At 70.3% G+C, this 20,270-nt stretch carries 17 protein-coding genes and 3 pseudogenes; 9 read left to right on the top strand and 11 right to left on the bottom strand.

All coding sequences use genetic code 11. From position 1 onward, the window contains the following. The first annotated feature begins 450 nt into the window (after window positions 1–450). From BGP03_RS12030 to BGP03_RS12045, 4 genes are all read left to right on the top strand, one after another. Entirely contained in the window at window positions 451–2,739 is a 2,289-nt protein-coding gene (locus BGP03_RS12030; protein ID WP_298800849.1) for a hypothetical protein, read from the top strand. Continuing rightward, window positions 2,736–5,036 carry a phosphotransferase gene (locus BGP03_RS12035; RefSeq protein WP_296377619.1) on the top strand — a complete coding sequence of 767 codons (2,301 nt, stop codon included), beginning with the start codon at window positions 2,736–2,738 and terminating at the stop codon, window positions 5,034–5,036. The genes BGP03_RS12030 and BGP03_RS12035 overlap by 4 nt, the downstream gene beginning before the upstream one ends. A 365-nt stretch (window positions 5,037–5,401) precedes the next feature. Next, window positions 5,402–5,572 (top strand): SDR family oxidoreductase, encoded by a 171-nt coding sequence (locus BGP03_RS12040; RefSeq protein ID WP_296377618.1) that lies wholly within the window; start codon window positions 5,402–5,404, stop codon window positions 5,570–5,572. A 157-nt stretch (window positions 5,573–5,729) separates the two neighbouring features. After that, a complete protein-coding gene (locus tag BGP03_RS12045; protein ID WP_298800850.1) occupies window positions 5,730–6,752 on the top strand; it encodes a helix-turn-helix domain-containing protein in 1,023 nt (340 codons plus the stop codon). A 42-nt stretch (window positions 6,753–6,794) separates the two neighbouring features. Here BGP03_RS12045 and BGP03_RS12050 read toward each other — a convergent pair whose 3' ends face one another. The 5 genes and pseudogenes from BGP03_RS12050 to BGP03_RS12070 all read right to left on the bottom strand — a co-directional run bounded on the left by BGP03_RS12050 (window position 6,795) and on the right by BGP03_RS12070 (window position 11,444). Continuing rightward, window positions 6,795–8,192, bottom strand: coding sequence for an acyl-CoA dehydrogenase family protein (locus tag BGP03_RS12050; protein ID WP_363093639.1), 1,398 nt, complete (start codon window positions 8,190–8,192; stop codon window positions 6,795–6,797). A gap of 39 nt (window positions 8,193–8,231) precedes the next feature. Beyond that, window positions 8,232–8,432, bottom strand: a pseudogene (locus BGP03_RS12055) (hypothetical protein); the annotation flags it as partial. A 100-nt stretch (window positions 8,433–8,532) separates the two neighbouring features. Then, complete coding sequence (locus BGP03_RS35885; protein WP_363093641.1) at window positions 8,533–9,000, bottom strand: phosphatase PAP2 family protein; 468 nt, start codon at window positions 8,998–9,000, stop codon at window positions 8,533–8,535. A 60-nt stretch (window positions 9,001–9,060) separates the two neighbouring features. Beyond that, window positions 9,061–9,222, bottom strand: coding sequence for a lmo0937 family membrane protein (locus BGP03_RS12065; RefSeq protein ID WP_296377614.1), 162 nt, complete (start codon window positions 9,220–9,222; stop codon window positions 9,061–9,063). A 773-nt stretch (window positions 9,223–9,995) separates the two neighbouring features. Beyond that, a complete protein-coding gene (locus BGP03_RS12070) occupies window positions 9,996–11,444 on the bottom strand; it encodes an alpha/beta hydrolase (protein WP_296377613.1) in 1,449 nt (482 codons plus the stop codon). Window positions 11,445–11,464: 20 nt separating this feature from the next. Between BGP03_RS12070 and BGP03_RS12075 the strand changes: the two are divergent. Together BGP03_RS12075 and BGP03_RS12080 are read left to right on the top strand one after the other, a co-directional pair. Then, window positions 11,465–11,822, top strand: a pseudogene (locus BGP03_RS12075) (ISL3 family transposase); the annotation flags it as partial. 57 nt (window positions 11,823–11,879) lie between these two features. Further along, on the top strand, window positions 11,880–12,452 hold the full coding sequence (locus BGP03_RS12080) for a VanZ family protein (protein WP_298800852.1): 573 nt from the start codon (window positions 11,880–11,882) through the stop codon (window positions 12,450–12,452). Between the two features lie 163 nt (window positions 12,453–12,615). On the opposite strand, the gene BGP03_RS12085 is transcribed toward BGP03_RS12080, so the two are convergent. Continuing rightward, window positions 12,616–13,092, bottom strand: coding sequence for a plastocyanin/azurin family copper-binding protein (locus tag BGP03_RS12085; protein WP_296377611.1), 477 nt, complete (start codon window positions 13,090–13,092; stop codon window positions 12,616–12,618). 151 nt (window positions 13,093–13,243) lie between these two features. Here BGP03_RS12085 and BGP03_RS12090 point away from each other — a divergent pair, with 151 nt between their 5' ends. Next, window positions 13,244–13,825: a sigma-70 family RNA polymerase sigma factor gene (locus BGP03_RS12090; protein WP_296377610.1), complete on the top strand. Its 582-nt coding sequence runs from the start codon at window positions 13,244–13,246 to the stop codon at window positions 13,823–13,825. Continuing rightward, complete coding sequence (locus BGP03_RS12095; RefSeq protein WP_298800854.1) at window positions 13,818–14,486, top strand: hypothetical protein; 669 nt, start codon at window positions 13,818–13,820, stop codon at window positions 14,484–14,486. The genes BGP03_RS12090 and BGP03_RS12095 overlap by 8 nt, the downstream gene beginning before the upstream one ends. Before the next feature lie 322 nt (window positions 14,487–14,808). Here the strand turns inward: BGP03_RS12095 and BGP03_RS12100 are convergent, their stop codons facing one another. Beyond that, the gene (locus BGP03_RS12100) at window positions 14,809–15,273 is read right to left on the bottom strand and encodes a hypothetical protein (protein WP_298800855.1); all 465 of its coding nucleotides are present in this window, start codon (window positions 15,271–15,273) and stop codon (window positions 14,809–14,811) included. A 111-nt stretch (window positions 15,274–15,384) separates the two neighbouring features. Here BGP03_RS12100 and BGP03_RS12105 point away from each other — a divergent pair, with 111 nt between their 5' ends. Further along, a complete protein-coding gene (locus BGP03_RS12105) occupies window positions 15,385–15,720 on the top strand; it encodes a tyrosine-type recombinase/integrase (RefSeq protein ID WP_296377607.1) in 336 nt (111 codons plus the stop codon). Window positions 15,721–15,969: 249 nt separating this feature from the next. On the opposite strand, the pseudogene BGP03_RS12110 reads toward BGP03_RS12105, so the two are convergent. The 4 genes and pseudogenes from BGP03_RS12110 to BGP03_RS12125 form a co-directional block, all read right to left on the bottom strand. Continuing rightward, window positions 15,970–16,440, bottom strand: a pseudogene (locus BGP03_RS12110) (MaoC family dehydratase); the annotation flags it as partial. A 10-nt stretch (window positions 16,441–16,450) separates the two neighbouring features. After that, a complete protein-coding gene (locus tag BGP03_RS12115; protein WP_298800857.1) occupies window positions 16,451–17,671 on the bottom strand; it encodes an acyl-CoA dehydrogenase family protein in 1,221 nt (406 codons plus the stop codon). Between the two features lie 49 nt (window positions 17,672–17,720). Continuing rightward, entirely contained in the window at window positions 17,721–19,259 is a 1,539-nt protein-coding gene (locus BGP03_RS12120; protein ID WP_296377604.1) for an AMP-binding protein, read from the bottom strand. 105 nt (window positions 19,260–19,364) lie between these two features. Next, window positions 19,365–20,174, bottom strand: a complete 810-nt coding sequence (locus BGP03_RS12125; protein ID WP_296377603.1) for a LuxR C-terminal-related transcriptional regulator — start codon at window positions 20,172–20,174, stop codon at window positions 19,365–19,367. Window positions 20,175–20,270: the final 96 nt, after the last annotated feature.

The following is a 20,270-nucleotide window of genomic DNA, read 5'->3' on the forward strand; positions in this document are numbered from 1 at the left end:
ACCTTTCTTAACCATCACCTAACCTCCCTCGGGTTTCGTCACTCGTGAATTCACCCATCGTTAGACTAGTTGTTCCGTAGATTTCGACGGCAGCTCGAAATGAGGTAGTCCGAGGTGCTTCGCGCGGATCGTCCATTATCGACCGGACCTCGACTGACGGATCTTCTCCTGGGGCTCGACGAGGTAGCGGCCGAGCTGCCTGCCTGTGTCGCGGCCGGAGATTGGCTGGACGCCTTTCTGCTGGCTGCCGCCGCCGTGCAGATTGTGGAGGACCATCTTCAGCCCAGCACCGCCGCCCGCCGGGCGGGCGAACTGCTCGGCGGACTCGCCGGCCGGGTGGCAGCACGGACGGCCGACAACCATGACCGACTCCGGCTCGCTCTCAATGGGGGCTGCCGGGCCTGGCTTCCGGGAGCCCAGTCACTCCGCGACGATCTGGCGGACATCGTCATGGCACATGGGGCACCCACCGAGCAGAGCATCACCACCGCGGTCGACGGCGCGACCGGGCTGGTCGTCGCGGGCGTCGCCGGACTGCCCGCGACCGCACGGGCGGAGCTGCTCCGGCTGCCCTCGGCGATGCGGACGTTCGACCTCTCCCCCACCGATGCCGCCCTGCTGGCCCGCGACCTCCAGTCGCCGGACGGCGACACTCCCGGTGATGTCGTCGTGGTCGGCGTCAGGACCTCGGGCTCCTACCTGGGGCCGTTGGTTGCTGCTGAGCTGCGCCGTGCCGGGGTGCGCGCGCGGGCGGTCACCGTCCGCCCCGGTCGGCCCCTGTTGCCAGGAGCACGGACGCAGCTGCGCGCGGGGGTGGGCCGGGCAGGGTGCGTCGTCGCCGTGGTGGACGACCCACCCAGTACCGGCTCGGCCTACCTGAAGACCTGCGCGGTGCTGCACGCCGCGGGAGTGCCGGACGCCGCGATCAGGCTGTTGGTGCCGCTGTGCACCGATGTCGTGCCGGCCGCCCTGACCGGCATGCCCACGACGACGTTGCCGTTCGACCGCTGGTCGGTGCACGCACGACTGGAACCGGCCGCGGTCGCCGCGGTCCTTCAGAGGTGGTGGCATCAGCCCGTCGAACACATCCGGCACTGCTCGGACGCCACACCGCCCACCGGCCGCGGACACGTCACCGCGACATACGAGGTCCTCACGGCCGACGGATATCGGCACGTCGAGGTTCGCGGGGTCGGACAGGGCCTGTTCGGGCGCCACGCCGTCGCCGTGGCGGACGCGCTGGGATCGGCGGTGCCGGCCGTCCACGGGTTCGAGGAGGGCTTGCTGTACTCCATCGCCCCCGCGTCCCCGCACGCCCAACCGGTCACCGGGCCTGCGGACGCCCGGCGACGGGCCGGCTACGTCGCCACCCGGGCCGAAGCACTGCCCGCCAGGGTGGATCGTGCCCGTGGTTTGACCGGCCGGGCCCCGGCCTGGGAGGTCGCCGCCCGGCGGCTGGGCCGCGGTTACGGGCGGCTCGGCGACGCCCTACGGCTCCCGCTCATCGATCCGATGGTGCGGAAGCTCTGCACGACGCCGCACCCCTCGATCGTCGACGGCGCGACGGGCCCGGAGCACTGGCGGACAGGACCGGACGGGGACCTGATCAAGATCGATCCCGACACCGCGGACTTCGGCCACACCGACCGTTACTCCTACGACGCCGCGTTCGACCTCGCAGGTATCGCACCCGGGCATCCCGACGACACCGTCGTGGACGCCCTCCGCGCAGTCCTGACCTGCTCCGACGAAGCCTTCCTGCTCTACGAGCTCGTGCAGCTCGAGAATCCGGAGACGGGGCGACCGTCCGACCCGATGGCCTGCAGCCGCGCGGTCCGCCGCTACCTGAGCAGGACGCTCCCGCCACCGTCGACCGGCCAGGGTCCACTGTGCGCGCTGGATCTCGACGGCGTCCTCGACTCGACGGCACTCGGCTTCCCGATGACCACCCCGACCGGCGTCCGTGTGCTCAACGCCCTGGCCCGGCACGGCTACCGGCCCGTTCCGGTCACCGGACGCTCCCTCACCGAGGTACAGCAGCGCTGCGACGCCCACGGTCTGGTCGGCGGGGTCGCCGAGTACGGCGCTGTCGTCCACGTGGCCGGCACCGGCGCCACCATCGATCTGCTCAGCGCGGCCGACCGGGCGCTGCTCGACGAGATCCGCGTAGGGCTCGGCACCGACCGGCGGATCACCGTCGACCACCACCATGCCCACAGCGTGCGGGTCGGCTTCAGCCCGGAGCGGGCCTCGCGCCCGGGCCCCGTGCCCGACGAGGTGCTACGGGAGCTCCTCGGTCCGGACCGGCACCGAGGCGTCCGCGTCGTTCACGGCGACCGACAGACCGACATCGTCGCCGCCACCACCGACAAGGGACGGGGTCTCGCACGGCTCGTGGCCGAGGTCGGCGGGCCCGTCGCACTGGCCGTCGGTGACACCGCCGAGGACATCCCGTTCCTGGTCATGGCCGAGCGGGCGCTCGCTTCCGGCAACGCTACCGACGCCCTCGCGACGACCGGGATCCGCCGCACGCGGCGGCACTACGCGCAGGGCGTCGCCGAGGCGGCGGGCCAGCTGCTCGGCCACCGCCCGGGTGGATGCCACATCTGCCGTGAGCCCACGGTCGCCGACCAGGACGCCCGGATGCTGCTCGCGCTGCTCGACGCCTCGGCCGGAGGCCGTCACGGCCTGCCGTCCACCATCTGGGGTGCCGCCCGATCGGCGTTCGGCACGCGATGAGAGGCGTACTCGCCCCCGCCCACCGCGACGGGCTGGCCCTGGTCCTGAGCTCCGGACTCACCTCCGTGATCGGCGTGCTCTACTGGGTACTGGCGGCGCGGCTCGTCCCCCCTGCCGTGCTCGGCCTCGACCAGGTCGCTGTGTCCACGATGATGTTCCTGGGTGGGCTGGCCCAGCTGAACCTGGGCTACGCACTCCTCCGGTTCGTCCCGGTCGCCGGCCGAGCGACCCGTCGTATCGTCGCCGGTGGCTACGCGGCCGCGACGCTCAGCTCGGTGCTCATCGGGGCCGTCTTCGCCGTCGGCGCACCGCTGTGGGCCCCGCGCATGGTCGAGGCGTTCGGGCCCACCCGAGTGCTGGTGTTCTTCGTGATCGCCGTCCCGGTCTGGACGATCTTCACCGTGCAGGACTCCGTGCTCACCGGGATCGGGTACGCCTCGGCGGTCCCCGTGGAGAACCTCGTGTTCGCGATGCTCAAGATCGGGTTGCTCGCGGTGGCGACCGTCGGGGTCGTGCTCCCCGGACGCGTCGCAGTCTCCTGGGCAGCGGCCACGGGCGCGGCAGTGCTGGCGGTCAGCCTCTGGCTCTTCCTCCGCGGCCTGCCCGCTCACGCTCGGACGACGGCCGGGATCGGCGGCCCGGCGGCTCCGACCTCGTTCCGCGCGGTCGTCCGGTTCGTCCGTGCGGACTACGCCGGCGGGATTCTCTGGCAGGCCGCGCAGTTCGGACTCCCGCTGCTCGTGCTCGGTGCGCTGGGCACCGAGCAGGCCGCCGTCTACGGCATCGCCTGGATGATGGCGCAGGCGCTCTACCTGGTCGCGGCGGGGATGGGCCAGTCCATGGTCGCCCATACCGCAGCCGACGTCGAGGCGACCGACGTCGCCCGCAGGCAGATGGTGCGCCGGACGCTGGCCCTCGTCGTGCCGGCCGCCGCGGTGCTCGCGCTCGGCACGCCCTGGATCCTCATACTGTTCGGCCCCCGCTACGCCGCCGACGGCGGGCCCGTCCTCGTGCTCACCGCCCTGTCGGCGATCCCGAACGTCGTCACGGCCGCAGCCGTCGCGTCGGCGAGGGTCCGCCAGCGGGTCGTCGTGCAGTTCGGGGTGCCGTCCACCATCGCCGCCACCGTCATCGTGCTGACCTGGATGCTGCTGCCACGGCTGGGCATCACCGCCGTCGGCGTCGCCTGGCTGGCCGCCCAGTCCGCCGTGGCCGCCGCGATTCTGCTCACCGGTGCGGCCTGGCTTCCGCCCGGCATCGCCCGACCCGTCTCCGCGCTACGGACGACGGCTCTGCTCCGTCGGGTCCGCGCCGTTGCCGAGGACAGGACAGGCCGCGGCCCCTGTGTTCTCGGTGATCGGCTCAGCGGCGGATCCGGGACCGTGGTCATCGGATTCGGTCCCAGTGCCGAGGACACCCGCAGGACCCTCCTCAAAGCCAGCGACACACTCCAGGGTCGCGCCCAGCTCCTGCACCAGACCGAGGTCCTGCGTCGGCTGCACAACGACCGCCGGCTCGGGGACTGGGACGTCCTCGTACCGCGGGTGATCGGCGACGGCGAGGCACACGGCGCCTATGCCGTGCTGGAGACCAGGCTGACCGGCGTCGGCGGAGCGGCAGCGCTGAACGACCCGGCCCGATGCGAGGCCTTCCGGGAAAGCGCCGTTGCCGCCATCACCGACCTACACCGGCGGACGGCCACCCCGATCATCGTGGGGCCAGACGAAGTCGACGCCTGGGTGCGCGAACCGATGGCGGCCGTCGTCGCGGCCCTCCCCCACCGCGCGGGCCCCACGGCATGGGCACTGGCCGATATCCTCGCGGCCCAGCTGCTGGACCACGGCGTACTGACCGCCTGGACGCACGGCGACTACACCCCGGACAACGTCCTGACCGACGAACACGGACACGTCAACGGGATCGTCGACTGGGGCCAGTCGGCCCCCGACGGTCTCGCCGTTGTCGACGTGATCACCTTCCTGTTGACCGCGCAGCGCTCGATGACCGGCGACGAGCTGGGCGCCGTCGTCCTGCGCCGCCTGACCGAGACGCCCGCGGCCGAGAAACACCTGCTGGTCCGCACGCAACGCGAAGCCGGCATGCCCGCACTCGACACGGTGACGCTGACCCTGCTGGGCTGGCTCCACCACGCCGCCCAGAACCTGCAGAAGTCCCCCGTGTTCGCAGCCAACCCCATCTGGGTGCGCCGCAATCTCCTCGCTGTCATCCGGGGAGCGGACGCGATCCTGCTCGGCCGTCCCGGCACTGGGCCCCCACGTGGTCTCGCAGGGCCGTGACCCGGACGGCGCCTCCCGAGGTTCCACCACAACGGTGGTGCTGTGGTCCTGCTCGGCGCGGTCGCCGCGGCCTCTCCGACACCGGTATGAAATCCGCCCGGACAGACCGAAGGACGCGCGACCGAACATGCATCACCATCCTCACCCCCGCTTGATGTCGACACTCCGCGTCGCGCCGGCGCCGACTGCGCCGTGGGATCACCGCCAAGACCGCCGAGCGGCGCCGCCTGGAACTCGACCTGCCGTCCGCAGCGAGGATGCCGTCGCCGGCTAAGTACAGGCGGTGAAGGAGGCCTTCGGCGGGCTCGACGTCTTCTTCAACAACGCCGGTGTCGAGGGGCGGACTGGCAGCCTGGTCGAGACCGATGCTCAAGGGCCAGTTCGCCGACCTCGTCGCGCTCAAGCGCTATGCCGAACCCTCGGAGGTCGCCGAGGTCGCCGAGGTCGCCGAGGTCGTCCTCTTCCTCGCCTCCGACAATGCCGGCTACGTCTCCGGCAGCGTCTACACGGTCGACGCCGGCATGACCGGAATGTGACCCGTCCGCGGCAAGCACGTGCACAACCGGACGTCGCGGCGGTGCAATTGGCCGGCGCCCCTCCCCGAGGCGTCCCACAGCGGGTAGCGTCCATCGTTCCGAACCCGCGCCGGTTGGCACCGGTTCTCGCTGGTGTCCGGGGCGAGAAGGGTGAGCGATGCGCTACTGGACGACGACGGACCGGCCGGCGGGTGAGCAGTTCAGCTACTGGCGCGAGGTGATCTGCGAGGCGTTCACACCGCTCGCCACCGAGCGGCGTTCGGCGCACCGCCCATCCGGACCTCGACAGCCGGGAATCGAGAGCTGGGTGCGGTCGAATGCTCTGACGGGCACCAACTGCGCAGAGGTCGTCTCCGCCACGCAGCTGATCACCCACGGCGAGGCCGAGGTTCGCCGTACGGACTCCGACCACGTGTTCGTCAACCTGCAGTTGCGTGGACACTGCGTCGGAGGGCAGGGCGACCGGACCTGTCTCGTGCAGCCCGGCGGTTTCGCGATGTTCGACACCACGAGCGAGTACCGCCTGGAGTTCGTCGGCGAGCCCGCGACCCAGGAATGGCATGTCGTGTCGTTCCGCGTGCCCCGCATCCAGCTGATCCGGCTGCTCGCTGATCCGCACGCCTTCACCGCGGTGACCCACGACGCGTCGACGGGAGGCGCGGCGTCCCTGGTCGCCTCGACGATGATGTCGATCTGGAAGACGGTCGACACCCTCGACCGCTCCGCGACGGAGGCGGCCGACACCGCCTTCACCGCGCTGCTGGCTGCCGCAGCGGGCGGCGGGGACCAGCTGCGCGACGCCTGCCGCGACGAGCTCGACGCGGCGCTGCGGGCGTCGATCAACCGGTACGTCGTGGCCAACCTGCGGCACTCGGACCTGTCTGCGGCCCGGGTGGCGCGGCGGTTCGGCATCTCCCTCCGCAAGCTGCACCGGTTGTACGAGGGCACCGGTCAGAGCTTCACCCAGACCGTCATGACCCTGCGCGTCGAGGGGTGCGCACGCGAGTTGGCATCGGGCACCCGCCTGTCCCTGACCGAGCTGGCCAGCAGGTGGGGGTTCTGCGACCTGTCGCACCTCAACAAGGTCTTCCGGACGCGTTACAACTGCCTGCCCTCCCAGTACCGCAACCAGGCACCCGCGACCGCCGGATCGGCCGGGGCAGCGACCACCGTCCGCTGAGAGCCGGGCGGTCGCCGAGCGCGTCGGCGACCGCCCGTCGGCTCACGCCGTGGAGAGCCGGTTCTCGGCCGGCCCGAGCGGGTCGTAGGTCGGGTTCTGGAACATCTCGTGCAACTGCCGGCGCCGGACGCCCATGTTGCCGCCGTCGTACACCGGGAAGCACAGCACGTCCTGCATGATCCCGGCGATCGGCGTCAGGTCCGTGTACGCGTCCACCCCGACCAGCCGCATAGCGTCGTAGACGACCTGGACCGACGTCTCCGACGCGAAGACCTTCACGATGTTGGCCAGCTCGCGGTCCTTCCCACCGGTCTTGTCGAAATGGTCCGCCGCCTTCCACGTCAGGTAGCGGGCCGCCTCGATCCGGATCTTCAGATCCGCGAGCATGTAGCCGGCGTTCTGGTACTCGATCACCGGGTGGGGGCCGGAGCGGTTGTCGGTCCTGGCGAACTCGTAGGCGTAGTCGAACGCAGCCCGCATCCGACCGACGCAGGCCGCCCCGATCGGGGCACACGTCCACGAGAAGGCGGTCTTGACGATCTCCATGCCGTCACCCGGCTGGCCCAGGATGTTCGCGGCCGGCACGCGGACGTTGGTGAACTCCAGCCGCGGGGAGATCGTGGCACGGTGGCCGATGGTGTCGATGATCCCGGTGATCTCGACACCCGGAGTGCCCTTCTCCACAACGATCACCGCGAGCGATTCCTGCGGCGGCTTGTCCCGATCGGTGCGGCACACCAACGTGAGCACGTCCGGGAGCTCGCGGTTCCAGCCGGAGCCGTTGGTCGTGTAGTGCTTCGCACCGTTGATCACCCACTCGTCGCCATCCAGCTCGGCGAAGGTCTGGACACCGACCTTGGGGTCCACCGAGTCGAAGTTCGCACCACCGGTCACCTCGGTGAACCCGAACGCCGCCAGCCGCGGCTCACTGTCGGTGAACGGCCGGAGGAACTTCTCCTTCTGCTCGGGAGTGCCGAAATGGATGATCGGCGCCAGGCCCAGCCCGGTGGCCAGCACCGCGGTCGGGGTGTTGATGTCCACGCGCGCCAGCTCCTCGGCGGCGAGCACGAACGCCAGCGACGAGAACTTGGCGCCGCCGTACTCGTCGGGGATCAGCGCCTTCAGGAAGCCCGCGTCGACCATCTGCTGGTAGAACGGCTTGATCGCGTAGAAGCGTTCCTCCGGCCCGGGATGTTCGCGAGCGCAGCCGCAACACCGGTCAGAACTCCGTCGGCGAATTGCCGGGCCCCGGCGCGCAACTCCAGCTGCTGCTCGTCCAGGCTGAAATCGAGTCCCATGTCCGTCCTTCCGTGCGTGATGCCCCGACCGATCGGCCGGAGCGGTGCAGGAAGTGTGGAGCCGGAACACCCGCCGGCACTTGGACGAGAGCGCCTCTCCACTGGTACAGCTGCGTCGCAGATTCCGTCGCCTTCGGTTCACGTCGGCCGAACGGGACCGGTTCTGTCCCAGCAGGACAATTCAGTTCTCGCTGCCTGTCGGTGAATCCGTCGCGTCGCTCCGTCCTGACCGGAGTTCGGGGAACTGGTCGTCGCGCCATTCCGTCCGGGCCGCCGCGGCTGCTTCGTTCGCCTCCCGGTTGCGCAGTTCCACCCGGCGGATCTTTCCGGAGATCGTCTTGGGCAGCTCGGAGAACTCGAGCCGTCACACCCGGAGGTAGGGGGTCCGGCGCCGGCGCGGCGCGCATCGAGATCCGGGCCGCGGCAAAAGAGGTGCGCCTCAGGGCGTTAGCCCGAAATACGTACGTCAATCCGGTGGTCGGTCAACGACGCGAGACCCTGTGGACGGCGGCGCCGATCATTGCTCCGCAGCTACCACCTGCAGCGACGTCGGTCGGCCAATGGGCGCGGGTGCGGACCCGGCTGTAGGCCACGAGGGCGGCGATGGGCGTCACCGCCATGCCCCATCCGCGGTGCCGCGCCATCACCGCGGCGGTGAAGACGGCAGCCATCGCCGCGGCGCTCACTGCCGTGACCGGCCACGCAGGACGCTCAGGGGACAGTAGCGAGCTGTGCTCCACCGCCGACGCCTCGCGTTGACTCACCCGGCCCGCGACATGGGGTGGCACGTTGACTCCCGCTGCGTCGGTGTCGGGTCGGCGGTAGGTCTCGGACGGGTGGTACGCCCTCCGCCGGTGGCAGGAGCCGCACGCTGCCGGAGTGCGGGCTTGGCCAGTGGCGCCGTTGGGTCCGGGTTGGATGGCGTCACCTGTGACCGCTTCAGCGGTCACCGTGCCGCCCTACCGCCTACCCGAGCATCCACGAAGGACTCGCGGATGCTCGGGCGGCTATCAGACACCTGCCCGGCGGCCGCGAACGAAATGGAAGATGGCCACAATTACGGCGATCACGATGAGGGCGTGGATGAATGCTCCGACGTGCAGGACGAAGAAGCCCAGCAGCCACAGAACGAGCAGAACAGCGGCGATGGCCAGCAACATGATGATCTCCATCTGTGAGGTGCGGTCTCCTGATGAATGCCCACGCTCGGAGATCCATAAACCGGGGCACAGAATCTACCTGCCGTTGACCGATGGTTGACTCAAGCTTTACACCGGGAAACGGGTGATGTCGAACGACTCGCACGGATCCCTGCCGACCTCGCCGCAGGGGTCCTCGTTATGACGCTGTTCTGCGTGCTCCTGATCTCGATCTTCTGCGTGGTGTGGGGCACCAGGTGACCCGTCCACGTCAAGGGAAGCTGCTGAGTTCCATCGGTGTGGGTACTTCAAGCCTCCGACGAACTCGCCTTCGTGCTTCCGTTCGTCGCGTGGACCTCGGTCCAGCTACTACCGGCCCATCCGCGAGCTCATGGCGGGATCGCGCTGACCACCGTGGCACCCGACTGACCAACGAGCGCAACGACAGCCACGTCCTTGCCGTGGTCAGGCTCCGCGGGGGCGGACGCGATCGGCACCGGCTTCGGTATCCGGTCTGCGACTGTCCGGTCGGAGTGTTGCCCTGAATGCCGTTGATCCAGGCGCCGGCCGGCTGGCCGGCGAGGTGCTGATCCCGGTCGAAGGACGCACTGACCGACGTGATCGCTGAACCACGAGAGCCGGGAGCGGGGCCACATGTGTGGTGAGCGACATGACGCTGACGGAGGATGCCCAACGAGTGGTCGACGGGGCCCCGACTTCTCACGCCATGCCGACCAGGCATCCGACGAGCGGGCATCCGACGAGCGGGCGCACCCACGGCTCGCGCCAAGCGCGCGGCTGCGGTATCAGGGTGTGTGCTGAACGACCACCGGTGAATACGGTGTCGCTCGGCCGGCGAGCAACGGTTCGGGGTGCCCGCTGGTGACCTGCGTGACGAACGCGGCCAGGTAGGCGTTGGTGATGGACAGTGCGTCGTCGCCGTCGATAGCCCCGAGGGCGAGCTGGGAGCGGACCGGGGCGGCGATGTAGTAGGCACCGTAGTCGCTGAAGTTGAAGTGCTCGGCGCCGTTGAGCTGGTAGCACCACGTCGGTCCGCTAGTCGCGGCCACCAGGGTTCGGGCGGTGCTGAGGCTCGATTGGTCGTCGGCGTTGACCGGCTGGCAGGTTCCGGTGATACAGGAGTTCTCGCTCCCGATGAGGAGCGCGGGCTTGGTCAGTCCAGTGTGGACGACCGAGCCGTATTGAGTGCCGTCGAGGTCGACGGCGCCGACACAGTGCTGATCCGTGCGGCAGGCCTCGAGGGCGGCGGCGCCGCCGAAGGAATGTCCGAAGTAGACGATTTTCGTGGTGTCGACATGCCCGGCGAAGCGGCCGGCACCGGCCTGGGACGCGGCGAATCGGGCGTCGGCGGCCCACACGTCGATCAGCCGGTCGCCCGCGGCTTGGGCCTGGCTCGCGTGCTCGTCGTCCCCGTTGAACGCATCGGGGTTGCCGGCCTCGGTCGTGGACACGGGTTGGCCGTTCAGAACGGTCAGGTTGGCGCTGTAGGTGGGGGTGACGCCGATGACGAGGTATCCGTTGCTGGCCAGGCTTTCCGCCAGGGTCGTGTACTGCAGGGCGGCGAACCCCAGGCCGGGCTCGAAGACCACGGTGGGGAACGTGCCCTCGGCGACGGGGGCCTCGGCGACGGCGTGGACGTGCACGGCGGCGAAATCGGTCTCGGCCAGTCCCAGAGGTCCAGGGAGATGCAGGCCTGCCCACGCGCCGGGAGCGTAGGCCGTGGGCGCGGGGTCGGGTGTGCGTGTGGCGGGGTACCACAGCCAGGCGGACAGGCGCCGGGGTGGGCCGGGGTGTGGGGCGAGCGGATCGGTACGGGCGCTGTCCGTCCAGTCGACCATGGTCCGGCCGACCGGATAGCGCCCTGTGGGGGCGGGCAGTGTGATCGGCTGTGCCGACCTGGTGGCCACGTAGGCGAGGTAACCGCCGACGGCCAGGACAACCGCGAGTGTCAGGACGAGCAAGGTGCGCAACCATCGCCTCATATCCGCATAGTACGTGTCGCGTACTACTCGTCGCGTACTGTGCTGAGAATGGACTGAGGAAGGCGTATGCGCGGCAACGACGCACAGATGCTGGTGCTGACCGTTCTCGCGGGAGGCCCCCTGCACGGGTACGCCATCAACGTGACGATCGAGACCTTGACGGGCAGCCGGCTCAGCCCGGGCCGCACAGGTGCGGGCGAAGCTTTCCCGCGCCGGGCTGCGGTGGCGCTGGAGGTGATCGTGGTCCAGCACTTGACCGTCTCACCACGACGCAGGCCGACCGCCTGCGCAGCTTGTTCGCCGACGCCCGGCACGTCGAGGTGGAAGCGACCTGGGGGATCTACCTGCGGATGATTCCCGCCTACCGCGACCTTGATCCCGCGCCGCCCGCGACCATGGTCAACCTGATCGACTCCGTCAGCCATGGCGTCCCCGAGGCTCTCACCGAGATCACCACACCGGGCAGGACCGTGAAGAAGCGGCCGCCGACGTCCTGGCGTACTCCGACCGACCCGGCACCAGCGAACACCTCCGCGGCTCCGCCCGGGTTCAGCACCCCTCACGAACTACATCGCACGATCCCTACTCGAGACCGGCGGCTTCAGACCCCGACCACACCCTCGATCATGAAGAGCCCAAAACGATGGTCTGCAGCGTTTGCACAGGCTCCGCGCGTACCGTGCGGGAATGCCTGAGCGATCTCTACCCGAGATTGTCGAGGATCGGTCGACCTGGCGACTCATGACGACACGCGCGAAGCTCGAGACCGTCGTCATCTGTGCCACATTCGTCCTCTACACCGTGTTCGCGCTGAAGCTTCTGCTCTTCTCGCGGCCGCCCGGTTCGGAACGATCGTTCAACCTCGTCCCGTTCGCGAGCATCTCTCACTACCTGTTCAGCAGTTCATCCGACGTGAGGAGGTTCGCGTTCAGCAACATCGCCGGGAACGTCCTCCTCTTCATCCCGCTCGGCTCGGACTTATCCGTACTGACGAAGTGGACCGTCGCGCGGACGATGCTCATCGTCGCCTCGGCGAGCGTGGCGGTGGAGATCCTCCAGGGCGTGTTCGCCTTGGGGGCGTCGGACATCGACGATGTGATCTTGAACTGCCTCGGAGGTCTCATCGGCATCCCGTTGTTCCTCCTGCTCAGGGTGATCGTGCGAGACCGCGAACGGGTGCGCACGGTCGTCGCGGTGCTGTCGGTCGTCGCGCTTCCGGTCCTGTCCTACTTGCTGTTCGTCATCAGACTGCGCATGTGAGTCCAGGCCCCCCCCCCCGGGGTGCGGCAGCCGATCCATCCACGCGCTTGTTCCCGCAACGCCACCGGCCCCAGGCCAGGTCTCCATCAACGTGGCATTCGTGCAAGCTGCCACGTCTCCGCGGTTCCGCAGCGGTTCCGGGACGGGTGGGCCGGGTTCATCGTCAGTAGGCACCGGCACCGGCACCGGCACCGGTGCCTGCCGGTGTGGTCGCTGCGGCGGCGCCGACGGTGAACCGCACCTCCATGCCCATCGCGCGGTGGTTGCCGACCGGGCAGTACATGTCGTACGCGCCGTTCTGGAGCGTGACGGTGAGATCGGCACTCTGGCCGGGCCGGACCACGCCGGCGATCCGCTGGGCGGCCACCCCCGGGCCGTCGAGGACGATCGAGTGCGGCGCCTGCCCCGCGTTTTCCGTGTGGAAGGTGTGTGGGCCCGGAGCGATGACGGCCGGATCGAGAGCCAGGTGGAAGTCGGTCATCTGCACGATGACGACGTCACCTGCGGACGGGGCGGCGGACGGCACCGTGGCGACCGGAGCCGCGGTGCCCGCGGGCGCGGCGCAGCCGGCGAGCACCAGGGCGGCGGCTGCTGTCGCGAACGGGAGCAGGACGCGTACGTGGGGGCGGATGGTAGGCATGGGGTGCCTCCGTGTCGGTCGGGTGCACCCACTACGGCGGGATCGGGCCGCCGGATTGCCCGCAGCGTCGTCGTGATGCGATTGTGATCTTCTCGGAGGAGAAAACGGTGCCAGCAGTCATCCCTGTAGGCCCACGCTCCGTAGGAGAGGTATGCCGTTCCGACACCCGCGCGCGGACGGCCGATCCGACGACCTGCTGCTCGCAGGTCTCAGGGCGGCCGATCCCGAGCTGTCGCTCGCGTTCGTGCGCCGGTTCCAGCGCACGGTCTTCGGGGTGGCCTACACCGTCCTGGCGGATGTCCGGCTCGCCGAGGACGTCGCACAGCAGGCGTTCGAGCGGGCGTGGACGCATGCTGCGATGTACGACGCCCGGCGGGGCTCGGTCGGGGCGTGGCTGGCAGGCATCACCCACAACCTCGCCGTGGACGCGGTGCGGGCGCGCCGCCCCACACCCCTCGACCCGGCCGACCTCGACGCGCTCCTCGACGCCGTCACCCGCACCCCCGAAGGCGACGCCCTGGCCACCGAGGCGGCACGGGAGCTGCGCGCGGCCATCGCCGCACTGCCACCGGAGCAGACCAGGGCCCTCGTCCTCGCCGCCTACCGGGGGATGACCGCAGCGCAGGTCGCGGCGGCCGAGTCGATCCCGTTGGGCACGGCGAAGTCCCGGATCCGGGCCGCCATGCTGCGCCTGCACGACGTGCTCGACACCCGGCGGGTGGGCAATGACTGACCTCAACCCCTGCGCGGCGGTGCGGAGCCACAGCGCCGAGCTCGCCCTCGGGCTCGTCACCGGACGCGAGCGGGCCCAGGCCCTCGCCCACCTCGACGAATGCCCGCAGTGCCGCAACGAGGTCGAGGGGCTCTCCCGGGTCCAGGACGCCCTACGGCTGCTCGTGCCCGCGCACGACCCGGCCGTCGGGTTCGAGAACCGCGTGCTGGCGGCCCTGCCCCGTCCCCGTCATCACCGGTGGACGACGGTGCTCGCCGCCGCCGCCGCGGTGGCCGCCGTGGTCGCCGGTGGCTGGGTCGCCGACAGCGTCGTCTCCCCCCGGCCCGTACCGGTCGCAGCGGCACCGGCTGCACCGGCGCTGCGCGTGGCGGACGTCGTCGCCGCCGGGCGCGACGTCGGCCAGGTCTTCACCCACCCCGGCCCACCCGCATGGCTCTACATGTACCTCGACCTCGGGAGCACCCGAATCGGCGGACCCGTCACGTGCCGGGTTGTGCGTGCGGACGGCACCCGAGCCGTCGTCGGCACGTTCACCCTGGCCCGTACCGGCGACGCCTACTGGGGCGGTCCCGCCGGAACCACCGACGTCACCGCCGTCGAGGTCACCGACTCCACCGGCGCGGTCCTTGCCACGGCACATCTCGCCGGGCCGAGCGGCTGAGCGACGGGAGCACCGCTACATCACAGCTCGGGATCGGGGCGAGCGTTCGGTCGGAGGCGATGCGGCTGAAGATCTGGTCGATCAGCGTCAGCACGTGGGGGTCGTCGATCGTGTAGAAGGTGTAGCGACCCTCGCGGCAGGCGGAGATGACGCCGCCGGTGCCACCACCTACTCCTCAGCCGGGTCCCAGTCGTCTACCTCACGCTGTTCTTCATGGTGGCCCCGCTCGGCGTTGGCCGGGTCGAAGCCGCGGCCGTCGTCACCGGCCTCGAGGCGCAGCAGGTCGTTGCGCTTTCGATGGCGAGCCAGGCGCGGGCGGGTTTCACGGTGTACTGCAGTGCTTCCACGCAGGAGACGTACACGGCGGTCTCGATCTCTCGAGCGAAGCGCTGCTCCCCGCCCCGGACCTGGACCGGGAGAGGGAGTCGGCGGGTGTGGGCCACAGGGTGAACCACTTGATCTGGCGGCGGACGACGATCGTGCCCGACCGGTAGCGGATCACCAGTGCGACCGCTGCGACCAGCACCGCCACCGGGAACAGCGAGAACGAGCTGAGCGGCGCGAGCACCGCGGCCACGGCCGGGTTCACCAGGGGGCTGGGCGGCAGGCCCGGGATCGACGAGTCGGGCTCCGGGGCGGTGACCTGGTAGACGGTCACGACCGCGCTCAGCCCGCCGATCACCGCGACGAACCACCGCCAGCGCCGCGACGGCAGCCACCCGTCGGGGAACACGACCAGCAGCACCACGATCAGACTGGTCGAGACGATCCCGGCCGGTGTGGTCACCGCGACCAGCCAGCGGGCGAGCCCACGGGCCGCAGGCGACGTTGCGAGGTGACGGGTCGGCAATCACTTCGCCGAACCCTGTTCCGCACCCGAGTCCGGCGCCCGGCACTCGTGCGCGCGCGTCTCCTCGGCGACGTCACACCGACCTACGACGGCTTCACCGCAACCTGGCTCGAACCCGACGGAACCACCGCCAGCAAGCCGTTCTCCACAGAACCGGCCGCAGTCGCCTGCGTCGCCGAGCGCGCCTCGGGCGGACTCCGCTTCCACGACCTTCGGCACTCCTACGCCACCTGGCTGGTCGACGACGGCGTGCCGATCAACATGGTCCAGAAGGTAATGGGCCACGAACGCTCATCCGCCACGCTCGACCTCTACACCCACCGCACCGACAACCACGACCGCATCCTGCAGGCGACGGACGGCGACGAGGACCGCAGGCATTGACCGCTCGTGCTGACATCTCGCTGACCAACACGTCTGAGGCCCGGTTCGACGATCTCGCGGAGAGTCGCAGGTCAACAGCCAGGTCACGTCCGCTGACGTCTGGTTGTGGTCGAGGATGAACGGGCCGACTGTCACGCAGTTGGACACGCACGCGCGACTCGGCTGGAGCCCCATCACCTCTCGTTCACACCCCCGTCTACCGCCGGTGGTCGCCGGCTGAGCTCGGGCCCCAGCACCCGACGGGTCCGGTCAGTGGGCATCGGCGGGACGGCGGTGCATCAGGCCGGTCCGACGGGCCTTGCAGACGAGTTCGTCACGCTGGTTGTGGGCCCGGTGCTCGAACACGACGAGCCCGGCCGAGGGACGTGAACGAGACGCCCGGACCTGTACGACCTCCGACTCGACCCGCAGCGTGTCACCGACGAACACCGGTGCCGGGAAGGACACCGCGTCGAGCCCGAGCTGGGCGACGATCGTGCCGAGGGTCAGCTCCGGCACCGAGATGCCGACGACGAGCGCGATCGTGAACATGCTGTTCACGAGTGGTCGGCCGAACTCGCTCGCGGCCGCGTGCTCGTGGTCGAGATGCATGGGCGCAGGGTTCATCGACATCGTGGTGAACAGGACGTTGTCGGTCTCGGTGACGGTCCGGTGGATCGCATGGGTGACGACCATGCCGACGGTGAGCTCCTCGAACCACAGGCCGCTCATCTGCCGGCCACCCGTCCGGTCACACCGACAATCCGAGCGACCGGGCGATCAGCATCCGCTGTACCTCCGAGGTGCCCTCACCGATCGTCAGGATCCGGGCGTCCTGGTGGTGACGGGTCGACGCCGTCTCCTCGATGAAGCCGTAGCCGCCCTGCACCTGTGTCGCGGTGGCGGCCGCCTCCACCGCCGCCTCCGACGCGACCAGTTTGGCGATCGCCGCCGTCTCGCGGATCGGGTACCCGTGGTCGAACTTCCAGGCACCGTCGTAGGTCATGGTGCGCGCCGTCGAGGCGAGCGCCGCGATCTGGGCGACCTGGAACGCCACCCCCTGGTGGGCGCCCAGAGGTCTGCCGAACGACTGCCGTCCGGTGACGAACCGCAGCGTGTCGTGCAGACATCCCCGGGCGAGTCCGGCACTCATCGCCGCGATGGGAAGCCGTGCCCAGGTCAGGAACTCCAGCACGTCGCGATAGCCGCGGCCCGGCTCGGACAGCAGCGCATCGGCCGGCACCCGCACCCCGTCGAAGAAGAGCGGGTGGGTGTCGGACGAGCGCCACCCGGCTTTGGGATAGGCCTTTCCGACGGTCACCCCGGGGGCGTCGAGCGGCACGAGGAACGCCGAGACGGGCGGCCGGCCGCCGACGTTCTCGCCGACCGCGGCCAGGAGGATGACGTAGCGGGAGAACGGCGTTCCGGAGTTGGTGATGAACTGCTTCGCGCCGTCGATCACCCAGTCGCCGCCGTCCTGGCGGGCGACCGTGGCGATGTTGCCGGCGTCGGAGCCACCGGAGGGCTCGGTGAGCCCGATCGACACGAACACCTCGCCGCTCGCCGCGCCGGGCAGGATCTCGCGCAGCAGCTCGGGGCGGTCCTTCGCGAGGTGGGCCAGGAGGGCGACGCAGATGGCCTGGACGTGCACGGTGACCGCCAGCGACGAGTCGACCGTCGCGAGCTCCTCGACGGTGATGCAGTGCGTGCGCACGTCGGCGCCCGCGCCGCCGTACTCCTCGGGCGCCAGCAGCCCGAACACACCCAACTGTCCCGCCCGGCGCACGAGGTCGGGATCGAACCGCGACGCGATGCTCCGTTCGGCGGCGCCCGGCTCCACGAACTCGGCGCAGAACGTGCGCATGGTGGCGGCCCAGTCGAGGTGGTGCTGGTCGAAGGCCCACGGCACCTCGTACCCGAGGCGGGCGAGTGTGCTGTCCCCCGCCGCCCTCGCCGTGGTGGTGGTCGTCATCGCGCACCGTCGCTCTCTCCGGCGCCGGGCGCCGGGCTCGTCGTGAAGGTCATGCGCCGCTCACACGTTCGGAGCGACCGGCCCAGTGCGGCGCCCGCAGCGCCTTGCGGAGGAGCTTGCCGACCACGTTCTTCGGCAGCGGTTCGGTGGTCAGCTCGACGCGCGCCGGTTTCTTGTACGACCCGAGCCGCCTCGTGACGAGGTCGATCACGTCCTGCTCGGTGACGGTGGCTCCGTCGCGCACCGTGCAGACGGCCATCGGCGACTCGCCCCAGGTGTCGTGCGGGATCGCGAACACGGCGACCTCGACCACCTCGGGATGGTCGGCGATCACGGTCTCCAGCTCGGCGGGCCAGATGTTGAAGCCGCCCGAGACGATCATGTCGTCGACCCGGTCCAGGACGTAGACGAAGCCGTTGTGGTCGATGCGCCCGATGTCGCGGGTACGCACCCAACCGTCGACCAGCCGTTCCGCGGTGAGCGCGTCGTCGCCCCAGAAGCCGCGCATCTGGCCCTCGACCTGCGCCCACAGCTCCCCCTCCGCGCCCAGCGGGAGCGGGTTGCCCTCCTCGTCGCGGGTCTCGATCCGGGCGAAGGGCAGCACCCGCCCGGCCGAGCGCATGGGCGTGGAACCGGGGTGGTCGCCGAACCACTCCTGCGGGGTCATGACGGTCAGCGGCACGGCCTCGGTCTGCCCGAACACCTGGTGGAGCACGTCGCCCAGGGCCGCGCGACCCGCCAGTGCCGTGGCGTCGGTGATCGGGGCGCCACCGACGAGCACGCACTCCAGGCTGCTCAGGTCGTGGTCGCCGACCGACGGGTCGGCGGCGAGCATCGCCACCATCGACGGCGGCGTGAACATGTGCGTCACGGCGTGGCGTTCGACCATGTCGAGCACCTTGGTGCTGTCGAACGCGCCGAAGAGCAGGTTGGTGCTGCCGGCCAGCCACGCGGGCAGGAAGAGATAGCCCGATGCGTGCGAGATGGGGCCGGCGTGCCCGACCACGCTGCCCCACCGCAGGTTCGGCAGTCGGTAGAACCAGTTCCGGCAGTTCACCAGCCAGTCGTGCTGGGTGTAACCGATCCCCTTGGGCCTGCCCGTCGTACCGGCCGAGTGCCGGATCACGCACCAGTCGTCGGAGTCGACCTCGACCATCGGATCGGTGGCAGGCATGCCGTCCACCCACTTCTCGTACTCCGCGTCCCGGACGACCACGTGGTCGAGGCCGGGTACGCGGTCGGCGAGGCCGGCCAGTGAGTCGGCGTAGGCCTGATCGGCGAGCACGACCTTCGTGCCGGTCTGGGCGATCATGTGCTCGTGCGACTCGGCCGAGTTCCGCGCGTACAACGGCACCCGGACCGCTCCGGCGATCGCGGCGCCGAGGAAGAGGTCGGCGGCACCGAGGTTGTTGTCCTCCACGCCGGCGACCCGGTCGCCCGGCTCCACACCCAGCTCGCGCAGGCCGTTCGCCAGGCGGACGCCGCGTTCCCACATCTGGGCGAACGTCAGGCTCCCGTGCTCGGTGATGATCGCGACGCGGTCGGCGTTGAGGCCGACGGCCTGGCGCATCATGCTCGGTACGTCCATGTGCACACGCCTCCGTCGCTGCGCCGACCAGGCCTCGATGCCTGGTCAGGGACGGTAGGACGGACGGTCGGAGGACCGATACCCTCGATCGAGGGGCCGGCCTGGTCAGGGCAGGATCCCCGCGCTGCGTGCGCGGTGCACCGCTTCGCCCCGGGTGTGGCTGTCGAGCTTGGCCATCGCGCTCTTGAGGTAGGACTTGACCGTGTACAGGCTCAGGCCGAGCCGCTCGGCGACCTCGCCGTTGGCGTACCCGACGGCGACGAGCGCCAGCACATCGTTCTCCCGGCGCGACAGCGCGGCGACGTCGGGCACTGCGGGTACCGACGCCTGCAGTACGTCGAGCAGCGCGAGGACGCGGCCGCGCTGCTCGACGTCGGCCGCCGCCGCGATGGCCCGGATCTCGGCACGCACAGTCCGCAGCTCGGCCTCTCCCAGCACAAGAGCGGGTGAGTCCACAGCGGGCGGCGGTTCCGCGGCGGCCGCCCGATGACGGCCGATGACCTTGACGACCTGCTCGACGAGTCGGCCACTCAGCCCCGCCGATCGACGCGCCCCGGCGTAGACGACCCGCTCGACCCGGCCGGCCCACATCACGGGCACCGCCAGCACCGCCCGCAGGCCCTCACCCGCCACCTGTGCGTCGTAGAGATGCGAGATCCCCTGCGCCCGCGCATAGTCCTGGACGACGACCGGGCGCCCCAACCCGATGCAGCGCCCGCCCAGTCCCTCACCGAAGCCGCTGACCACACCGTTCAGGGTGCCGCTGCGAGCCCCGTCGAACCGGTCCAGCACGAACGTGCGCCGATCACGGTCGACGGTGGCGGAGAACGCGATGTCGACCGAGTCGAGAGCGCGCACCACGCGAAGCAGTTCCCGCTCCGGATCCAGCCCGTCCGCCGCGCCCAACCCGGTCATGGCGCTCCCGTCCAAGCGATGAGACGTACATCACTGTAGGCAGATCGGGCGGCCGGGTCCACCGCATCGTCGTCGGCACGGACCGCCCCTGAGCCG

The sequence above is a fragment of the Pseudonocardia sp. 73-21 genome (assembly GCF_001899645.1).
Taxonomy (GTDB): domain Bacteria; phylum Actinomycetota; class Actinomycetes; order Mycobacteriales; family Pseudonocardiaceae; genus Pseudonocardia.